This window comes from Rhizobium sp. SL42 (assembly GCF_021729845.1).
Classification (GTDB): Bacteria; Pseudomonadota; Alphaproteobacteria; order Rhizobiales; family Rhizobiaceae; genus Allorhizobium.
Genome location: NZ_CP063397.1, coordinates 2,671,386 through 2,687,965 on the forward strand (window position 1 = coordinate 2,671,386; position 16,580 = coordinate 2,687,965).

Sequence of the window (16,580 nt, forward strand, 5' to 3'; positions counted from 1 at the left end):
ACAGCTCGGGCAGGGGGAAACCTCTGCCCGTTGGCTTTGCAGTCACCTTCAATGCGCCCCGGATCTAGATTCCCTGGCTATTGGTCTCGCGCATCATCCGCACGCCGTTGATGGCGAAATTGCCGCCGCGCTGGCGCTTGAGTTCGTAGAATACCGCCCAGTCCTTGCCGTCCGGCGCCGATATCAGCACTTCCTGGAACGCCACCGTGCCATCCGGCGACATCTGGTTGCGGCCGAAGGCGAAATTTCCGGGCCGGTATACCGGCTCATAACTCTTCTTCACCATCTCGAAAAAACGCTCGGCATTCGGAAATGCCGATTTGATTTCAGGCGACGCGAAGGAATAGGCGGCCGGGATATCATTGTTGAGAAATGCGGTGATCTGCTGGGTGATCACCTGTCGCGCTTGTGTGGCTGGGTCGCCAGCCGTCGGATCATCGGCCGAAGCCAGCCCGGGATAAAGCCCCGCCAAAACAACAAGGGCCGCTGCAAATCGACTGCACATCGTGTTTCCCCTTTTTTCAGTCGCCGCGAATATAGAGGATAGTGCGATTTTCCGGTTCGAAAAGAGCTTTGTCATCGAATCGTCATCCGGTCGCGGCTTCGTGACCACGTGGCAAATCCCACAGAGGTGCGATGGCCCGCTCTCAGGCGATGAAAACGCCGCATATCATGTTGAAATTGCTCAAGGCCGTTGTATGCCGCAGCACCTCGGCAAACGGGCACGAGCCGACGGTCACGGCCGAAATATCGGCATTCGGGCGGTGATCAAAAGGCCAACGCATCGGAACGGACAAGGGGCGAGGGCGCCGGCAATTGACCACCGAGTGACCACGGGCGCGTTGCCCGCTTCAGACGACCGCCGCAATTGCCGTGTTGACGCGCATGTTGATCGCGTCGAGACCCGGCGTCTGACCATAGAAGTTGAATTTCAGATTGACGCCCGGCCGGAACACCAGGCAATGCGTCGATCCGCCGAAGTGAAACATGCCAAGCTGATCGCCCTTGTTGACGCGATCGCCGGCCTTCACGGTGATTTCGCAGCTCGAGACTTCCGCCATTCCGACAGGAACGACAGCCATCAGCCCGATTGCCGGATTGTCGGCCTGGATGAAGATGATGCCGCGCGTGGCAACCGCTGTCAGAAACGGTTGTGAATCGTTTGGCGCGCTGGGATCCGCGCCGCCGGGATTGGCAAAGCCCTCGTGCAGGTTTTCCAGGTAGTAGGTGCCGTTGGAGACATAGGCCTTGACGATCTTGCCGCTGACCGGACTGTGCCAGCGGTGATAGCTCAAGGCACTGAGAAACGCCTGATACACCGTGCCGCCGATGAATTGCGGGGCAAGGGCATCGAAAGCCAGCATGTCTTCGAGCGAGTAGGGCTGTCCCTTCATCCAGAAACGGTTGCTCGCCGACACATTGTTGACCACCTGCAGCGGCGCGGATTCGCAGGCATTGATGACAACGCTGTCATCCTGCGGAAAACTGACCGGCCTGACACCAGTGCGGAAGGTACGCGTGAAAAAATCGTCCCAGGAGGCAAAGCCGTAATAGGGCGCCCCCGGATCGCAATTGAAGATCTGGTCGAAGGTGGACGGTGTCGGGTTTGGTCCGTAGCCGAGCGCCTGTGTCGCGACCGAGGTCATTTCCTCCTGGGCATCGGCACCAAGCCATGGCACGGCAACTGTCTCAGGGCTGATCGGCGTTGCCGCTTGGGTCAGCACATAGCGGGAGGCTTCCGAGCTGAGAAACTGTGCCCAGTAGGCCAGGATCTTCTTGAACTGCTGGTTGACCAGGGCGTTGGAAAAGAAATTGTAGCCGGCCTCGGTTGCCATTGGCCAGTCCAGCAAGGCATTGATCGGAAAACCGATCAACCCGGCCGGCTGCTGCGTGCTGACATCCTGATAGGCTTCCGGCGCCATCTGCATGATCAGATTGAGCAGGTCGATGAATTCCTCGAAACTCTGCAGCGAGGGCTGTCCGAGAGGCGTGGTCGGCGCCTTGGCGTAGGCATCGGCAAACATCCGGTCCGCCTGACTGTAGAGACCGGGATCATTGTAGACCATGTCGCGAAAATCGGCGATCGGCGCCACGATCGGCAGCGCGCGTTCACGGGCCATCGCCTTGAGCCGGCCGATCCATCCGGCAACGACCGATGCATCGTCCGGCAACCAGCCGCCCGGCCGCGCCTTCACCAATTGCAGTCGTTCATCCATGGCTTGCGACCTCTGCTTGGCGACCGATACGAGCCGGACCCGTCTCGGTATCCGCGGTCCTCAAATGCACGCACCCGAAGCTAGCGCAGATCACGCAGAAACACATCCCTGGATTGAGAGGGGTGCCGCAACTTTACCGATGCGATATGACTAACAATCCGCAAGCACCGATACGGCGCATGTGCCGAAACTGCGCATTCAACGCTATGCCGATATCTCGAAATCAGCCCAGGGGCGGCGAGTTTGGCGCGGGACCGGCAAATTGCTTCGGACCGTCAAGATCGCTGCGAACAATCCCAGATGCCTCGTCCTGGCGTTAGTCAGACCCGGGGAGTGTGACATTCCAACTTTGAAGGAACAGGACATTCCAACATTGCGGTGTGAGTTCATGTTGAAGCGCGACTTGCGGGCATGGCGAAGCTATCCGGCATGCCTCAGCTGTGCGAGCAGTTTCTTGCGGAAGACTTCTGCCGGCGTTCGATAGCCGAGACATTTGCGCGGTGTGGCATTGAGCTGATTGCAGATGGCGATCAGATCGGCATCAGTCACGGATAAGGGATCGACCTCTCTCGAAAGCCATTTCCGCGCTCGCCTGTTGGTGTTCTCAACCGTGCCTTTCTGCCAGGGTGACTGCGGGTCACAAAACCAGGTCTGTGTGCCGATGCTGGCTTGCAGATAGGGCCAGTCGGTGAACTCAGTGCCACGATCGAATGTGATTGAGCGGCGGGCGAGGTGGGGCAGCGCTTGTAGCGCTTGCACAAGTCCGTTCATAACCGGCCGGGACTGCCGATCATTGTTGCGCAGAAAGATGGCAAAGCGGCTGACTCGCTCCACGAGGGACGTCATATTGGCCTTGCCGAACTTCTTGCGAAACTGGATCAGATCGCATTCCCAATGCCCAAACTGCTTGCGATCGGCAACGACATCCGGACGGCGTAGAATGTTCAGTTCAGGGCTAAACCTTTGGCCATACTTGCGTCTTGCATGTCGCGGTCGCCGTCGAGCCCGATGCTCAGGCAGATGACGCCACAGCTTGATTGCATGTCCGTCGGACGAGTATGCGAACTTGTAGATCGTTTCGTGACTGACTGAGATCGGGTGCCGTTCCAAGCGCATCCGGCCAGCGATTTGCTGCGGCGACCAACCATGGATGATCCGGTCGATAACGGACTGCCTCACAGTCGAGAAGCGCACCAGCTTCCGGAGCTTGGCCCGCCGTTCGCAAGCCATTTCGTGCGCCGTCACGCAGTAGTAGCCATTGAGATCGGGGACGACCTTGTCGGCGAACGTGTTGCGCTTGATCTCACGAAAGATCGTCGAGCGATGTCGACCAAGTTTCTCGGCGATGACCTCGACACTCAGCCCAGCCGTTCGCCAGCGGGCAATCTTACGACGCTCATCGAGATCAATATGGGAGTAGGTGCGTTTCATTGCAGCTTCCTTGCGAGTGACAACCCATTGGTATCATTCGCAAGTCGCACTTCATCCTTGAACCCACCCCGGCTACACACAACAATCGCATAAGATAGATTATGGAACTAAATAATATACCCGCAAGCCAGTCGTTCCAATCTCCGGCATGTCCCGAGGTTCCCCCTGGGCTTCCACGGATCTGTCAGGCCTCTGGCGCATCCAGCTGAATTTCAAACGAAAACTGGTCGTAACCCGGTTCGACATGCGCCGGCGTTTCGGCCAACACGGTGTGGTAGTCCAGCGGGATATGCATATGGGTCAAAATTGCCCGGCCGGGTTTCAGCCGCTCGATCCATGCAAGCGCTTCCTCAAGCGACAGATGGCTCGGGTGCGGCCGATATTGAAGTGCGTCGATGAACAGCACCTCAAGCCCCGCCAGTTTGTCGACGGTCGCAATCGGAAAATCGCTGATGTCGCAGCAATAGGCCACATTGCCGATCCTGAGGCCGAGCGACGTGATGTCGCCGTGCTGCTGCACCAGCGGCATCAGCGAGATCGTGCCGCCGGCGCCGGAGATTTCGATTGGCGCATCCAGATCGGTCAGGATCCTCGGCGCGACGATGGGCGGATAATTGCTGCCGGGCGGCGTCTTCAGACAGTAGCCGAAGCCCATCTCGATGCGCTCCATGGTGAACGCATCGGCATAGATCGGAATACGGTGGTGCTGGATGTGGAAATAGCCGCGCAGGTCGTCGATGCCGTGCAGGTGATCGGCATGGGCATGCGTATAGATCACCGCATCGATCCGCTCGACCCTGGCGCGGATCATCTGTTCGCGAAAATCAGGCCCGGTATCCACCACCACGGTCGTCGTGCCGCCATCCGGCCCGATCTGCTCGATCAGGAAGGACGCGCGTGTGCGCCGGTTCTTCGGCTCCGTCGGGTCGCAATCGCCCCAATCGCCGTTGATCCGCGGCACGCCGGGCGACGATGAGCAGCCGAGAAGCGTGAACCGGCGGCGAAAACTCATGCAAGCCTCGGCATTTTCGAAAAGCAGCGCAATGCGTTGGCGGTGGTGATATCGGCCATCTCGGCATAGGACACGCCCTTGACCTCGGCCAGAACCTCGGCCGTGTTGACCACATAGGACGGCTCGTTGCGCTTTCCCCGCCAGCGTTTCGGCGCCAGATAAGGTGCATCCGTTTCGACCAGAAGCCGATCCATCGGCACGGTTGCGGCGATGTCGCGCAGTTCCTGCGACTTCGGAAACGTGACGATGCCGGAAAACGAGACATAGCCGCCAAGGGCAACGCCGGTATCGGCCAGGGCCTGGCCTGCCGAAAAGCAATGCAAGATGAACGGGAAGGCGCCCTTCCCCGTCTCCTCGGTCAAAATCGCAGCCATGTCCTCGTCGGCGCTGCGGCTGTGGATCACCAGCGGCAGTTGCGTGCGCCGTGCGGCCTCGATATGGCGCAGGAAGCCAGTCTTCTGGTCCTCCGGCGTCTGTGTGTCGTAGAAATAGTCGAGACCCGCCTCGCCGATCGCCACGATCTTGTCATGCGCTTCTGCCAGCCGCACCAGTTCGTCCGCGCTAACGTCAAGTTCGTCACCGGCATTGTTCGGATGCGTGCCGACCGAGCAGAACACGCTTGCATAGCGCTCGGTCAGCGCCAGCAGCGTGTCGAGCTTCTTCACCCTGGTCGAGATTGTCACCATCTGTCTGACGCCCGCCTGATGCGCGCGCGTCACCAGTTCGTCGCGTTCGGTGTCGAAATCGGCAAAATCGAGATGGCAATGCGTATCGATCAGCATGCGCTCAAGCCTTGTCCGCTTCCTGCGCAACATAGCGGGGAAACACCGGCGACGGTGCCTCGAGCACGGTGCCGGGCGAAAGCCGGCCGGCAGCGCCGAGCTTGGAAAACACCCGGTCTTCGGCTGCGACGGCCACCAGATCTAGCAGCTTTGCCGCAGATGCCGGCATGATCGGCTGGAACAGGATTGCGATCTGGCGCACCACATCGGCGGTCACATAAAGCACGGTTCCCATGCGCGCTTCGTCGGTCTTCTTCAGCACCCACGGCGCCTGCGCGGCGAAATAGCGGTCGGCTTCGTTGACGATGTTGATGATCGCGGCAACGGCCTTGTGGATCTGCTGCTTGTCCATCTCCTCGCGGCAGATGGCAATGGCGTCGTCGGCAATCTTCAGGATCGCCTCGTCGGCCTCGGTCAGCGGGCCCGGAGTCGGAATGCGGCCGTCGCAATTCTTCACGATCATCGACAACGATCGGCTGGCGAGATTGCCGATGCCATTGGCGAGATCGGCATTGATGCGGGTGGCGATCCCCTCCTCTGAATAGCTGCCGTCCTGGCCGAACGACACTTCGCGCATGAAGAAATAGCGCACCTGGTCAAGGCCGAAATGGTTGACCAGATTGACCGGATCGACGACGTTGCCGAGCGATTTCGACATCTTCTCGCCCTTGTTGAGCAGGAAGCCATGCGCGTAGACGCGCTTGGGCAGCGGCAGGCCTGCCGACATCAGGAAGGCCGGCCAGTAGACGGCGTGGAAACGGATGATGTCCTTGCCGATGATATGCACATCGGCCGGCCAGTATTTGGCCCGCGGGCCGTTCTGGTCTTCGACATAGCCGGTCGCGGTGATGTAGTTTGTCAGCGCGTCGACCCAGACATACATCACATGCTTGTCGTCGCCGGGCACCTTGATGCCCCAGTCGAACGTCGTGCGCGAGATCGACAGGTCCTTGAGTCCCGACTTGACGAAGGAGATCACTTCGTTACGGCGCTCGTTCGGCCCGATGAAATCCGGCTGGTCTTCATAGAGCTTCAAGAGCTTGTCTTCATAGGCCGAAAGCTTGAAGAAGTAGCTCTCCTCCTCTACCCATTCGACCGGCGTGCCCTGTGGCCCGTAGCGAACGCCGTCACCGCGCAATTCGGTCTCGTCTTCCTGATAGTAAGCCTCGTCGCGAACCGAATACCAGCCGGCATAGCCACCCTTGTAGATGTCGCCGTTCTTTTCCATCCGCCGCCAGACTTCCTGCACCGTCTGGTGATGACGCTGCTCGGTGGTGCGGATGAAGTCGTCATTGGAGGCATTCAGCAACGTGCCCATCGCGCGGAACTCGTTCGAATTGCGCTCGGCCAGCTCTTCCGGCGAAATGCCTTCCGCGCGCGCCGTCTGCTGCATCTTCTGGCCATGTTCGTCCGTGCCGGTCAGGAAGAACACATCCCGTCCGTCGAGCCGCTGGAACCGGGCCATGGCATCGGTCGCGATCAGCTCATAGGCATGGCCGATATGCGGCTTGCCGTTCGGATAGGAGATGGCGGTTGTGATGTAATACGGATCGCTCATGGTTTCTTGGTGTCTTTTCGTCGGTTGCGATTGTCTTGGGGCCGGACAATGGCGGCGCGTGACGGCCTGCCAGGAACGGCGACGACAAATGGGGTCGAACGCTCTTAAAACATTCCTTGGCCTTTAGGAACATCCGTTTTGCTGCAGCGCCACGAAGATTCGCGCTGGGACATCGCCAGACGATGCCGGGCGACAGGAGCTGTGTGCCAGCAATACGGGGCTTGCCAAGGTCGCCGATCCTGATAAACGGGAATTCCGGCCAACTCGAAGGAAACCGATATGCCGGATCTCTCCACTCTCATGCTTTTTTCTGCAGCCTGCGTCGTTCTCACTGCGACGCCGGGGCCTGACATGTTGCTGATTGCCTCGCGCAGCATCAGCCAGGGACGTGCTGCAGGCTTTCTGACTTATGTCGGCATCGCGCTCGGTACATATTGCCACGCCCTTGCCGCAGCTTTGGGACTGTCACAGCTCTTTCTCGCTGTTCCGGCCGCCTACGAGCTAGTCCGCTGGGCCGGCTGCGCCTATTTGCTCTATCTCGCCTGGAAGACGCTGCGGTCTGAAGCGACACAATTTGCCCCGAGCGCCGGCCTGAAGCGCTATTCCATGCGGCGAATTCTCGGCGAAGGCTTGGCGACGAACCTGCTCAATCCGAAGATGGCGCTGTTTGTCCTCGCCCTGTTCCCGCAGTTTCTCGATCCGGCAAAGGGCTCCCTGACCCTGCAGATCCTCGTTCTGGCAACGGTGCTGAACCTGATAGGTTTCGGTGTCAACGGAGCGGTCATCCTGCTGAGTGGCCATATCCGAAACCGGATGACAGGTCTGGGCCGCTTCAGGAAGCTGCCCCAGTACCTACTCGCGACGGTCTTTGCCGGCCTTGCTTGCCGTCTCGCCCTTGGAACGAGGCATTAATTGCGCCGGCCCCAAACGGTCGAAGGGACGGTAGCGGGTCAAAGCCCGCTGCCATCCCGAAACGCCTTCGTCAGCGCGTCACCGATGCCAGCACGTCGAGGATCGTCTGCTTGCGGTCGAGATTGTAGCCGGCGGCAATCGATAGCTGTTCGTTGATCGTCGAGGTCAGCCGCGCATAGTGTTCCGCCGCGTGAAGGTCGCCCGACAGTGCCAGGCGGCGCGCCAGATCGCTCAGATGATCGCCGAGATGTTCGGTGAAGAAGCCGAACGCGACCTCGCTGTCCTTGCCCGAAAGTGCATCGGCGATCTTGAACATCATCCGGCGCTGTCCCGGCCCTTGCGCCGCCAGCATCTCGTCGAAGGCCGCCAGGATGTCGGCGCCGCCATAGTTCACCAGCTTCAGTGCCCTCGCCACGCTGCCCTTGGCAAGCGCCAGCACCGCCTCGCGCCGTTCGTCCGGGATGGCAAGGCCGAGCTGCCCGAGCGCCTCGTCCATCGCCTGTGGCGAAAGCTGCTCCAACCTCAGCGGCAGGCAGCGCGACCGGATCGTCGGCAGAAGCTTGCCCGGCGCATGGGAAAGCACCAGGAACATCGCCCGCTTCGGCGGTTCCTCGAGGATCTTCAGGATGGCATTGGCTGCATTGCGGTTCAGGTCGTCTGCCGGATCGATGATCACGATCCGCCAGTTGCCGGTGCCCGAAGTCTGGCTGAAGAAATGGCCTGCCCGGCGCACTTCATCGACGGTGATTGCCGATTTCACCCGGCCCGTCTTGTCGTCCACCGGCCGCGACAGATGCAACAGGTTGTGGCTGGCGCCGGAGGCGATCTGCCGGCTGATCATGTGTTCAGGATCGGGGTCACCGATCGTGTCGGGCGCCGTCAGCGGATCGGGATGGCGCAGGATGTGATTGGCAAAGCGGAACGCCAGCGTCGCCTTGCCGATGCCTTCGGGGCCTTCGATCAGGATCGCATGATGACCCTTGCCCGACCGGTATCCCCGCGCCAGAAAATCCTCGGCCTCCCGGTGGCCGAACAGCCGGGTATTCAGCATCGGCGCGATGGCGCCGTCCAGCAGGCCTGCCCGTTCCTCGCTCATCGCGCCGCCGCCGTCTCGTGGCTTGCGTTGGAGACGCCGCCAGACCCGACGCCGGACCCAGCACTGGACCCACGCTGCACGAGGACCAGTGTCACCTCGGCAAGGATGTCCTTGGCGATCCGGTCGACATCGAAGCTTGCGTCGACCACGCGGCACCGCGCCGGCTCGCGCTGGGCAATCTCGAGAAATGCCTGGCGGCGCTTCTCATGCACGTCGATCTCCTCGCGCTCGAACCGGTCCGCCACGGCCGTCTGGCTCTGCTCGCCGGCTCTCCTTCGCGCCCGCGCCAGCCCGACATCGGCCGGAAGGTCGAGGATCAGGGTGAGGTCCGGCATGCTCTTGCCGACCGCTACCCGCTCCAGCGCCGCCATCAGCGCCGGCTCGAGATTGCCGGTCACGCCCTGATAGACCCGCGAGGAGTCGACGAAGCGGTCGCACAGTACGATCTGCCCCTTCGTCAGCGCCGGCCGGATGACGGTTGCAAGATGGTCGGCCCGTGCGGCGGCAAACAGCATCGCCTCCATGCGCACACCAAAGGCTTCGGCGGCCCCCGACAAAAGCACATGCCGCAGCGCTTCGGCACCCGGCGATCCGCCCGGCTCGCGTGTCAGCAGGACCTGGTGGCCCTTCTGGCGCAAGCTTTCGGCAAGGCGGCGGATCTGGGTCGATTTCCCGGCCCCCTCGCCTCCTTCGAAACTGACGAACAATCCGCGTCCGGTTGCCAATGCCTGCCCACTTCCCGCTTGTCTTGCGCCCGCAGGCGGATTTCTCAAGGTGCCATTCATGGCTCTACTACGGCTCTAGCGCAAGAATGTGACCAGTGAAACCCGGCTCTTGTCCGCATCCCTGCTTTCGCACCTATAACCAGAAGAACAGCATTTCGATAAAGGCGTCGGTCGCCCGCTGGCGCAACGTTCCGACCTCGACGCTCGATGCGCTGTGCAGCGGCACGCTGCGCAACAGCCGCTCCCCGGAAAACACCGACAGCGATGCGATCTGCGCGCCCTCCGTCACCGGCGGATCAAGCGGCCAACGGTAGACCACCTTTGCCTGCAGGCGGTCGGGATTGTTGACCGGCACATAGACCAGCACGGGTGTTGTGGCGACCAGCGGTACCGTGGCGCGCGCGCCGCCATAGACGCTGGCCTCCCCGATCACTTCGCCGGCCTTGAACAGTTCCCGCATCTCGAACGCGTTGAAACCCCAGTCGAGCACGCGCCTGGCCTCGTCCGTGCGCTCCTTGTCGGTGGCAAGCCCGTTCATGCCGAGAAAAAGCCGCCGCCCCTGGCGTTCGGCCGACGCGACGATGGCAAAGCCGCTGCCTTCGGCATAGCCCGTCCCCAAACCGTCGACGCCGGTGCCCAGCAACGGATTGCGGTTGCGCTGCAGGATCTTGTTCCACTCGAATTCCGGCAGGCTGAAGGTCAGGTAGAGCGCCGGATAGGTCGCCTGCAGATGCTGTGCCAGCGTCACCAGATCGACCAGCGTCGAGACATTGTCCGGATGCGGCAGTCCGGTCGCGTTTCCGAAAGTCGTGTCCTTGAGGCCCAGCGCCTTCGCCCGCGCATTCATCCGCTCGACGAATTTCGCCTCCGAGCCGGACATGCCCTCGGCAAGGATCAGGCATCCGTCATTGGCGGTCTGCACAGCGACACCCTTGACCAGATCGCCCACCGGCACTTGGCTCTTGACGGCAGCAAACATCGTCGACGTGCGCGATGGCGCGCCGCCGGTCCGCCAGGCATATTCCGAAACGGGATAAATCGTGTCGAGCCGGATTTCGCCGCGCGTAAGCGCATCGAAAACGATCTCCAGCGTCATCAGCTTGGCAAGGGACGCAGGCGCGAATGCCTGGCGCTCGCCCTTGGCCAGCAGCACGGTGCCGGTCGAAGCCTCGATCAGATAGACCTGAGACGCCTTGGTTTCGAACAGGGCGGGTGCCGCTGCCGCTTGTGCCAGCGCATGCGTTGCGACGAGAGGCGAAACGAGAAGGCCGATCAGCAGGAAAGCGAGGCAGATCCTCGAGGCAAGACGATATCGCATGAACTAACTTCGGCTTCTTGTACCGTCGGTGTCTAGGCCTCCGACATGTGATGCCCCGCTCAGCTTCCCGTCGAGATCCGGGTCTTGCCGCGCGCGACCGACGTCAGAATCGAGGCCTCGGTGAGGCCGTCATTGCGCACCATAACGGCGTCGAAGGCAAGCGCCGCCTTAGATGGCTGCGCGGTTTCGGCAAAGGCCGCCGCATAGCCGGACCCGTCCAGTCCGGGCACATGCGCCGGCCGCTCGGCCGGGATCGGCCCGAAATCGGGCAGAAGCGCGAACTGTTCAGCCAGTCCCGGGTCTCCCGTCGGCATCATTGCCGGCTGGGCCATCAGTTGCGCCTGTAGTGTATTGGCCGCCGCACCGCCACTGGGCGTCGGACCGGCCAGCGCCGTCTGGTAGCTCGGGGTGTCGCCCATCGTATTGTCAGGACGATACTGCGGGATTGCCGCTTCATTGGATGCGACCATCACGCCGGATGCGATCTGGCCTTGCGGATCGACATGCGGCGTGCGGTCGCCCTTCTTCACATAGGAGGCCATCAGGAACGGCATGTCATGGCCGTCCATGCGCGCCGGGCCGACATATTGCACCCGCACCTTGCCGGTGCCGCTATGGGCCATGTCGAGCATGTCGGCGGTCTTGTTGGAGAGGTCGATGATCCGGCCGGCATGGAACGGTCCGCGATCATTGATGCGCACGACCACCGAGCTGCCATTGGTCAGGTTGGTCACCCGCGCATAGCTCGGTAACGGCAGCGTCGGATGGGCGGCCGACAGGTAGTGCTGGTCATAGAGTTCGCCATTGGCCGTCTGCCGGCCATGGAATGCCGAACCGTACCAGGAGGCGATCCCGGTCTTGTCGTAGCCGGGATTGTCCTTCGGCACATAGACCTTGCCCTTGACCGTATAGGGCTTGCCGACCATGGCCCGCCCGCCGCCTTTCGGCACCGGACCGCTCGCCACGATCCGCGGACTGGCCTTCACGCCATATTCCGACTCGGCGAAATATTCCTTCGAACGCTTCTTGTTGGACGCCGTGTCCTTGGTTGTCGAACACGATGCGGCCAGGCTGCAGAGAACCGCAATCCCGACCCACTTGGCACCGCTGATCAAACGGCCGCTCACCTTGACTTCCATGCGTCCCACTTTTGTCCATCTCGGCCGCGGCATCCCCAGCCACGAACCCGGTCACGCGCGAGAAACCCCGCAACTGTCTCACTTCGGAGCAAGGAAGCCTGTGAAAAATGGCCAAAATGGGAAAAGTCACAACTTTGCCGCAGGGCAAATTTGTTTATGGTTAGCAAGGCGTTAACTCACCTAACGTGAGTTCGCCCTCGACCGCACCACATGCCGGCCCTTGCCGACACCCAACGGTCGAACACAAACCATCTTGCAAAGATCACCGTCTTTGCGCATAAGGCAGACGTCCGGAAGAGTGTCCGAGCGGTTTAAGGAACCGGTCTTGAAAACCGGCGTGCGGGAGACCGTACCGTGGGTTCGAATCCCACCTCTTCCGCCACGTGTCTTTTCCCGATTTGCCTGATTGGTATGATATTTGTGATGACAAGTGCATCGGTCATATTCGAGACTACCTCCGGAAATCCAAAGCAGTCTGATACCATTTCAGTCATTTAGGTCTAAAACCCGGAGATTGTGCAATTTAGGAACCGGCTAGGCGCAATCTTAATCGCGAGGGCAGACGAATTAGGATGTGCATCCAGACGAAACCGAGGAGCGGTAGGACTACACTTTCCTGAAGTTTTCGGTCATCGTGCGAACATGATTTTGTTGAAGCGCCTTGGCAGTATTTTTCTAACGGCTGGAGGCTGGTTCATCACAGCGGTGAGAACCATGCTTGACCTTATCGGTTGGTCAACAGCACCAGACGATGTGCATGTATTCGGTAGGCGAATTGATCAGTTGCTTGACCTTGTGTTTCTTGCGCCATGGTGGCTGCCGTGGGTATTCGCGTTCTTTTCCACAGGCTTTCTCATGTGGGTTTCATGGCCCCGCGAAAGCCGCGGCGGCATCACTTCACATTGGAAGGGAGATGCGCGAGAGACGAGGGACCCGGTCGCTCAAACCGAGGAGCTGCAGAATAAGATTGTTCGCCCAGCCGATCTAAAACTTGTCGCTTTTATCGATGATATTTATCCCATCGCGCACGACCTATCCGAACTTCATATAGACGCGATGGGGGACAGGTCTGCAATATGGAAGCAGTATTTCCTCGACGGACTGGCCACTGACTACTTCGAAATGATGCAAGAAGAACTCAGGCACGTATCCAGCGCTTACGAACCGCTACGAAAGCTGATTCAGCGGCACAAAGTCTACGATACTATTTTTGAGTTTGAAGACAGGATCGCGTCCAAGATCAATGCAGTTGCCACTGCTCTAGCCCCCGTCAGGGAGAAAGCAGGGCATCTGTCCAATAGGTTTGATGAAGCATCGTTATCTATCGTCGCAGCGGACATTGCAAACTTCCAGCAAACTATAGGGCGACTGAGAATCTTGGTCGGCAGAGAGTTTTTGGGCTGTTTGGCGGATGCCCGTAGAAACGAGATGGCGAGAACAGTCTAAGCATTGCAATTCCTGCAGCCGCGAGTTTCCCATTGATGGGCTAGTGCACCTCCTCGGATGAGCAAAATGCCCGCGCATAACTTACCAGCAAAAAAAGAAAGAGGACGTGACGTCGCCAAGTGCCGCATTCTGCCCCGCGGCTCAACAATCCGTCATGCGGATGTGGCATACATCGGTCATGGACAGCACCTCCCGCCCCACCCCCCATCTTGACTCCTGCGCCTGCCATGTCACCTTTTCACCCACCGCAGGCCGTTTGGGAGAACGGCCTCGGCGACCATGGGAGGAGACATTATGACCTGGAAGATACTTCTGAAGGACGGAACGCGTCACGGCATTTCCGGCGACATTCATTTCGAAACCGTGCGCGGCACAAAGCGGCTGTCGCCCAGCCCCATCGAGGGGGACCCTGACACACTGATCCACGCCGTTGAGCAGCACGAGATCGTGCTGGAATCGCCGCATGGCCATCACCATCGCGCCGCAGTCGAGATGGTCAGCGGCAAGTGGCGCGTCGTCGGGGTCTTCTGACCCGCGACAGGAGCATCCACCTGCAATCTCAATGACGCCCTGTATCTGGTGAGGCCGTATCTGGTGAGGCCGCCAGCGCCCATTTTGGCGGCGCACCGTTCATTTGGCGGGTATAATGCGGCAATTTCGCCGCAATGCTTAAGATTTTAACGTCAGGTTTAGCCGGGCCGGAACTGCTTGTGCCTTACTCTCGTTGTTACTCGGACACATGGGGACAAGTCATGAGATACATCTTCATCCTGCTGATCGCCTCGGTGCTCAGTATCCTGGCCTTCAAATATTCCGACAATTCGCTCGGCACCGGCGAATTGATGGCATCGCCTGTTCATGGCGTCACCACGCAGAACTGACGCGTGGCAGAAGCCGGAGCCTAGCCGAGGAAACTTTCCAGCCATTGCGGCGACAGCAGGCCCTCGAGTTCGCCCGCCACCTCGTCAAGCGCTGCATCGACGCTTTCCCGGTAGTTCACGCCGCCGCCGTTGATGCCGAAACTCTCCAGCAGATGCCGACGATAATCGTCGCTCGCAAACAACCCGTGCAGATAGGTGCCGCTCACCCGCCCGTCTGCCGACTTCGCGCCATCCGGCCTGCCTTCGATCGAGATCGGCGGTCTGGCGCAATCCGGCCCCGTCGTCAGGCCGAGATGGATTTCATAGCCGGACAGCGGCACGTCATGGTCGAGCGAATGGGCCGCACTGTTGCGCACGGTTTTTTCCGGCGCCATCTGCGTGTCGACATCCAGCAGCCCCAGCCCGTCGACCTGTCGCGGAGCGCCTTCCAGCCCGAGCGGATCCGAAACAGTGCGCCCGAGCATCTGGTAGCCGCCGCAAATGCCGATCACCCGGCCGCCGCGTTTCACATGGGCGACAAGATCGCGGTCCCAGCCATGGCTGCGAAATTCCTCCAGATCGGCAATCGTCGATTTGGACCCGGGCAGGATGACCAACCCTGCATCGACCGGCAGCGCCTCGCCGGGCCGCACATAGACCAGGTCGATTTCGGCTTCGGCACCGAGCGGATCGAGATCGTCGAAATTGGCAATCCGCGACAAGACCGGCACCGCCACTTTCAGCGCCCCGCCCGTGCCCCGGACCAGCCGCTCCAGTGCCACGCTGTCTTCCGCCGGCAGCCGTCCCGCGGCCTTCAGCCAGGGAATGATGCCGAAGCAGGGCCAGCCGGTGAATTTGCCGATCGCCTCGATCCCGTCCGAAAACAGGGAGACGTCGCCGCGAAACTTGTTGATGATGTAACCGGCGATCTGGCCGCGATCCTCTTCGGTCAGGATCGTATGCGTGCCGACCAGCGAGGCGATCACGCCGCCGCGGTCGATGTCGCCGACCATCACCACCGGCACCCCGGCCCGCGTCGCAAAGCCCATGTTGGCGATATCCCCGGCCCGCAGGTTGATTTCGGCCGGCGACCCGGCCCCCTCGATGACCACCAGGTCGCGACCGGCCTTCACCTGCTCGAAGCTGTCGAGCACCGCTGCCATCAGTTGCGGCTTCAGTCTTTGGTAGTCGCGCCCCTTCGCCTGGCCGAACACCTTGCCCTGCACGATGATCTGGCTGCCGGTCTCGCTTTGCGGCTTCAGCAGCACCGGGTTCATGTGCACGGACGACGGCGTGCGCGCCGCCAGCGCCTGCAGCCACTGCGCTCGGCCGATCTCGCCGCCGTCGTCGGCCACTGCTGCATTGTTCGACATGTTCTGCGGCTTGAACGGAGCGACTTTAAGTCCGCGATTGGAAGCGAGCCGGCAGAGCCCGGCGACGAGTATCGTCTTTCCGACATCCGAGCCGGTTCCCTGCAGCATGATCGCTTTGCTCATTGCGTCCTGTCCTGTCTGCGCCGTCCTGCGGAACCGCTATTTTGCCGTGCTTTTGCCGCAATTCCCCGGGCCTGATTGCCGAAAATGCGACACTGCGACAGCCTGCCGCGGACCTTTCTTCGCAAATCGCTCAAATGCGACATCGCATGCCGATAAATGTCGTTGCGCGAACCATTGAGAGTGATTATCTGCCATTCGAAACCAGCGCTCCAACAAGAGAAGCGCGGCCCCCGAAGGAAACACTCCATGCTCTATATCCTGCGCAACCACAATAGCCTTGCAATCGCCTGGAACGGCCGCGCGCCGCAGCTGCAAACCGTCGCCCGCTGGGAAGTTCGCGACCCGCGTAGCCCGGTTGTTGCAAAGCGTTGAAACTGGCCGTCTGGCCCGTGCCCGACCGATCGTCGGTCGGGCACGTGTGCTCAGCCATGGGCTGAAAAAACAAACGCCCCGGGACGCAATACAGGATCCGGGGCGCAACCGGCATAAACGCGCCGGTCCCTCCATCTATCGGTTCAACCGTTACCGGATGGTTATTTTTGCCCGCGCGGCAATTTTTTTTCGACATTTTTTGACATTCTGCGCCGGC

General features: G+C 60.6%; 16 protein-coding genes and 1 tRNA gene. 6 read left to right on the plus strand and 11 right to left on the minus strand.

The annotated features are described in order from the left end of the window. Positions 1-64 precede the first annotated feature (64 nt). From IM739_RS12640 to metG, 6 genes are all read right to left on the minus strand, one after another. Positions 65-505, minus strand: a complete 441-nt coding sequence (locus tag IM739_RS12640) for a DUF4864 domain-containing protein (protein WP_237368080.1) — start codon at positions 503-505, stop codon at positions 65-67. 346 nt (positions 506-851) lie between these two features. Continuing rightward, positions 852-2,216 (minus strand): phosphatidylserine decarboxylase family protein, encoded by a 1,365-nt coding sequence (locus tag IM739_RS12645; protein WP_237368081.1) that lies wholly within the window; start codon positions 2,214-2,216, stop codon positions 852-854. Between the two features lie 420 nt (positions 2,217-2,636). Beyond that, positions 2,637-3,647: an IS30 family transposase gene (locus tag IM739_RS12650; protein ID WP_237368082.1), complete on the minus strand. Its 1,011-nt coding sequence runs from the start codon at positions 3,645-3,647 to the stop codon at positions 2,637-2,639. 184 nt (positions 3,648-3,831) lie between these two features. Next, complete coding sequence (locus IM739_RS12655) at positions 3,832-4,659, minus strand: MBL fold metallo-hydrolase (protein WP_237368083.1); 828 nt, start codon at positions 4,657-4,659, stop codon at positions 3,832-3,834. Then, positions 4,656-5,441 (minus strand): TatD family hydrolase, encoded by a 786-nt coding sequence (locus IM739_RS12660; protein ID WP_237368084.1) that lies wholly within the window; start codon positions 5,439-5,441, stop codon positions 4,656-4,658. Before IM739_RS12660 ends, IM739_RS12655 begins: the two co-directional genes overlap by 4 nt. A gap of 4 nt (positions 5,442-5,445) precedes the next feature. Then, the gene (gene metG, locus IM739_RS12665) at positions 5,446-6,999 is read right to left on the minus strand and encodes a methionine--tRNA ligase (RefSeq protein WP_237368085.1); all 1,554 of its coding nucleotides are present in this window, start codon (positions 6,997-6,999) and stop codon (positions 5,446-5,448) included. A gap of 279 nt (positions 7,000-7,278) precedes the next feature. On the opposite strand from metG, the gene IM739_RS12670 reads away from it, so the two are divergent. After that, entirely contained in the window at positions 7,279-7,911 is a 633-nt protein-coding gene (locus IM739_RS12670; protein ID WP_237368086.1) for a LysE family translocator, read from the plus strand. 70 nt (positions 7,912-7,981) lie between these two features. Here IM739_RS12670 and IM739_RS12675 read toward each other — a convergent pair whose 3' ends face one another. The 4 genes from IM739_RS12675 to IM739_RS12690 form a co-directional block, all read right to left on the minus strand. Next, positions 7,982-9,007, minus strand: coding sequence for a DNA polymerase III subunit delta' (locus IM739_RS12675; protein WP_237368087.1), 1,026 nt, complete (start codon positions 9,005-9,007; stop codon positions 7,982-7,984). Then, complete coding sequence (gene tmk / locus IM739_RS12680) at positions 9,004-9,732, minus strand: dTMP kinase (protein ID WP_237368088.1); 729 nt, start codon at positions 9,730-9,732, stop codon at positions 9,004-9,006. Before tmk ends, IM739_RS12675 begins: the two co-directional genes overlap by 4 nt. 133 nt (positions 9,733-9,865) lie before the next feature. Continuing rightward, on the minus strand, positions 9,866-11,050 hold the full coding sequence (locus IM739_RS12685; protein WP_237368089.1) for a D-alanyl-D-alanine carboxypeptidase family protein: 1,185 nt from the start codon (positions 11,048-11,050) through the stop codon (positions 9,866-9,868). A gap of 59 nt (positions 11,051-11,109) precedes the next feature. Continuing rightward, positions 11,110-12,189: a septal ring lytic transglycosylase RlpA family protein gene (locus IM739_RS12690; RefSeq protein ID WP_237368090.1), complete on the minus strand. Its 1,080-nt coding sequence runs from the start codon at positions 12,187-12,189 to the stop codon at positions 11,110-11,112. Between the two features lie 292 nt (positions 12,190-12,481). Between IM739_RS12690 and IM739_RS12695 the strand changes: the two genes are divergently transcribed. The 4 genes from IM739_RS12695 (at position 12,482) to IM739_RS24055 (ending at position 14,516) form a co-directional block, all read left to right on the plus strand. Then, positions 12,482-12,571: transfer RNA gene (locus tag IM739_RS12695), tRNA-Ser, on the plus strand. A 332-nt stretch (positions 12,572-12,903) separates the two neighbouring features. Continuing rightward, positions 12,904-13,635 (plus strand): hypothetical protein, encoded by a 732-nt coding sequence (locus IM739_RS12700; protein WP_237368091.1) that lies wholly within the window; start codon positions 12,904-12,906, stop codon positions 13,633-13,635. Positions 13,636-13,929: 294 nt separating this feature from the next. After that, positions 13,930-14,166 carry a hypothetical protein gene (locus IM739_RS12705; protein ID WP_237368092.1) on the plus strand — a complete coding sequence of 79 codons (237 nt, stop codon included), beginning with the start codon at positions 13,930-13,932 and terminating at the stop codon, positions 14,164-14,166. A gap of 221 nt (positions 14,167-14,387) precedes the next feature. Continuing rightward, complete coding sequence (locus IM739_RS24055; RefSeq protein WP_272911311.1) at positions 14,388-14,516, plus strand: hypothetical protein; 129 nt, start codon at positions 14,388-14,390, stop codon at positions 14,514-14,516. A 20-nt stretch (positions 14,517-14,536) separates the two neighbouring features. On the opposite strand, the gene IM739_RS12710 is transcribed toward IM739_RS24055, so the two are convergent. After that, positions 14,537-15,991, minus strand: coding sequence for a cobyric acid synthase (locus tag IM739_RS12710; protein WP_237368093.1), 1,455 nt, complete (start codon positions 15,989-15,991; stop codon positions 14,537-14,539). Positions 15,992-16,237: 246 nt separating this feature from the next. On the opposite strand from IM739_RS12710, the gene IM739_RS24060 reads away from it, so the two are divergent. Beyond that, complete coding sequence (locus tag IM739_RS24060; protein WP_272911312.1) at positions 16,238-16,363, plus strand: hypothetical protein; 126 nt, start codon at positions 16,238-16,240, stop codon at positions 16,361-16,363. Positions 16,364-16,580: the final 217 nt, after the last annotated feature.

Coding starts and splice junctions, on each gene's coding strand:
- IM739_RS12640 (WP_237368080.1), bottom strand. CDS start 505: ATGTGCAGTCGATTTGCAGCGGCCCTTGTTGTTTTGGCGGGGCTTTAT.
- IM739_RS12645 (WP_237368081.1), bottom strand. CDS start 2,216: ATGGATGAACGACTGCAATTGGTGAAGGCGCGGCCGGGCGGCTGGTTG.
- IM739_RS12650 (WP_237368082.1), bottom strand. CDS start 3,647: ATGAAACGCACCTACTCCCATATTGATCTCGATGAGCGTCGTAAGATT.
- IM739_RS12655 (WP_237368083.1), bottom strand. CDS start 4,659: ATGAGTTTTCGCCGCCGGTTCACGCTTCTCGGCTGCTCATCGTCGCCC.
- IM739_RS12660 (WP_237368084.1), bottom strand. CDS start 5,441: ATGCTGATCGATACGCATTGCCATCTCGATTTTGCCGATTTCGACACC.
- metG (WP_237368085.1), bottom strand. CDS start 6,999: ATGAGCGATCCGTATTACATCACAACCGCCATCTCCTATCCGAACGGC.
- IM739_RS12670 (WP_237368086.1), top strand. CDS start 7,279: ATGCCGGATCTCTCCACTCTCATGCTTTTTTCTGCAGCCTGCGTCGTT.
- IM739_RS12675 (WP_237368087.1), bottom strand. CDS start 9,007: ATGAGCGAGGAACGGGCAGGCCTGCTGGACGGCGCCATCGCGCCGATG.
- IM739_RS12685 (WP_237368089.1), bottom strand. CDS start 11,050: ATGCGATATCGTCTTGCCTCGAGGATCTGCCTCGCTTTCCTGCTGATC.
- IM739_RS12690 (WP_237368090.1), bottom strand. CDS start 12,189: ATGGAAGTCAAGGTGAGCGGCCGTTTGATCAGCGGTGCCAAGTGGGTC.
- IM739_RS12700 (WP_237368091.1), top strand. CDS start 12,904: ATGCTTGACCTTATCGGTTGGTCAACAGCACCAGACGATGTGCATGTA.
- IM739_RS12705 (WP_237368092.1), top strand. CDS start 13,930: ATGACCTGGAAGATACTTCTGAAGGACGGAACGCGTCACGGCATTTCC.
- IM739_RS24055 (WP_272911311.1), top strand. CDS start 14,388: ATGAGATACATCTTCATCCTGCTGATCGCCTCGGTGCTCAGTATCCTG.
- IM739_RS12710 (WP_237368093.1), bottom strand. CDS start 15,991: ATGAGCAAAGCGATCATGCTGCAGGGAACCGGCTCGGATGTCGGAAAG.
- IM739_RS24060 (WP_272911312.1), top strand. CDS start 16,238: ATGCTCTATATCCTGCGCAACCACAATAGCCTTGCAATCGCCTGGAAC.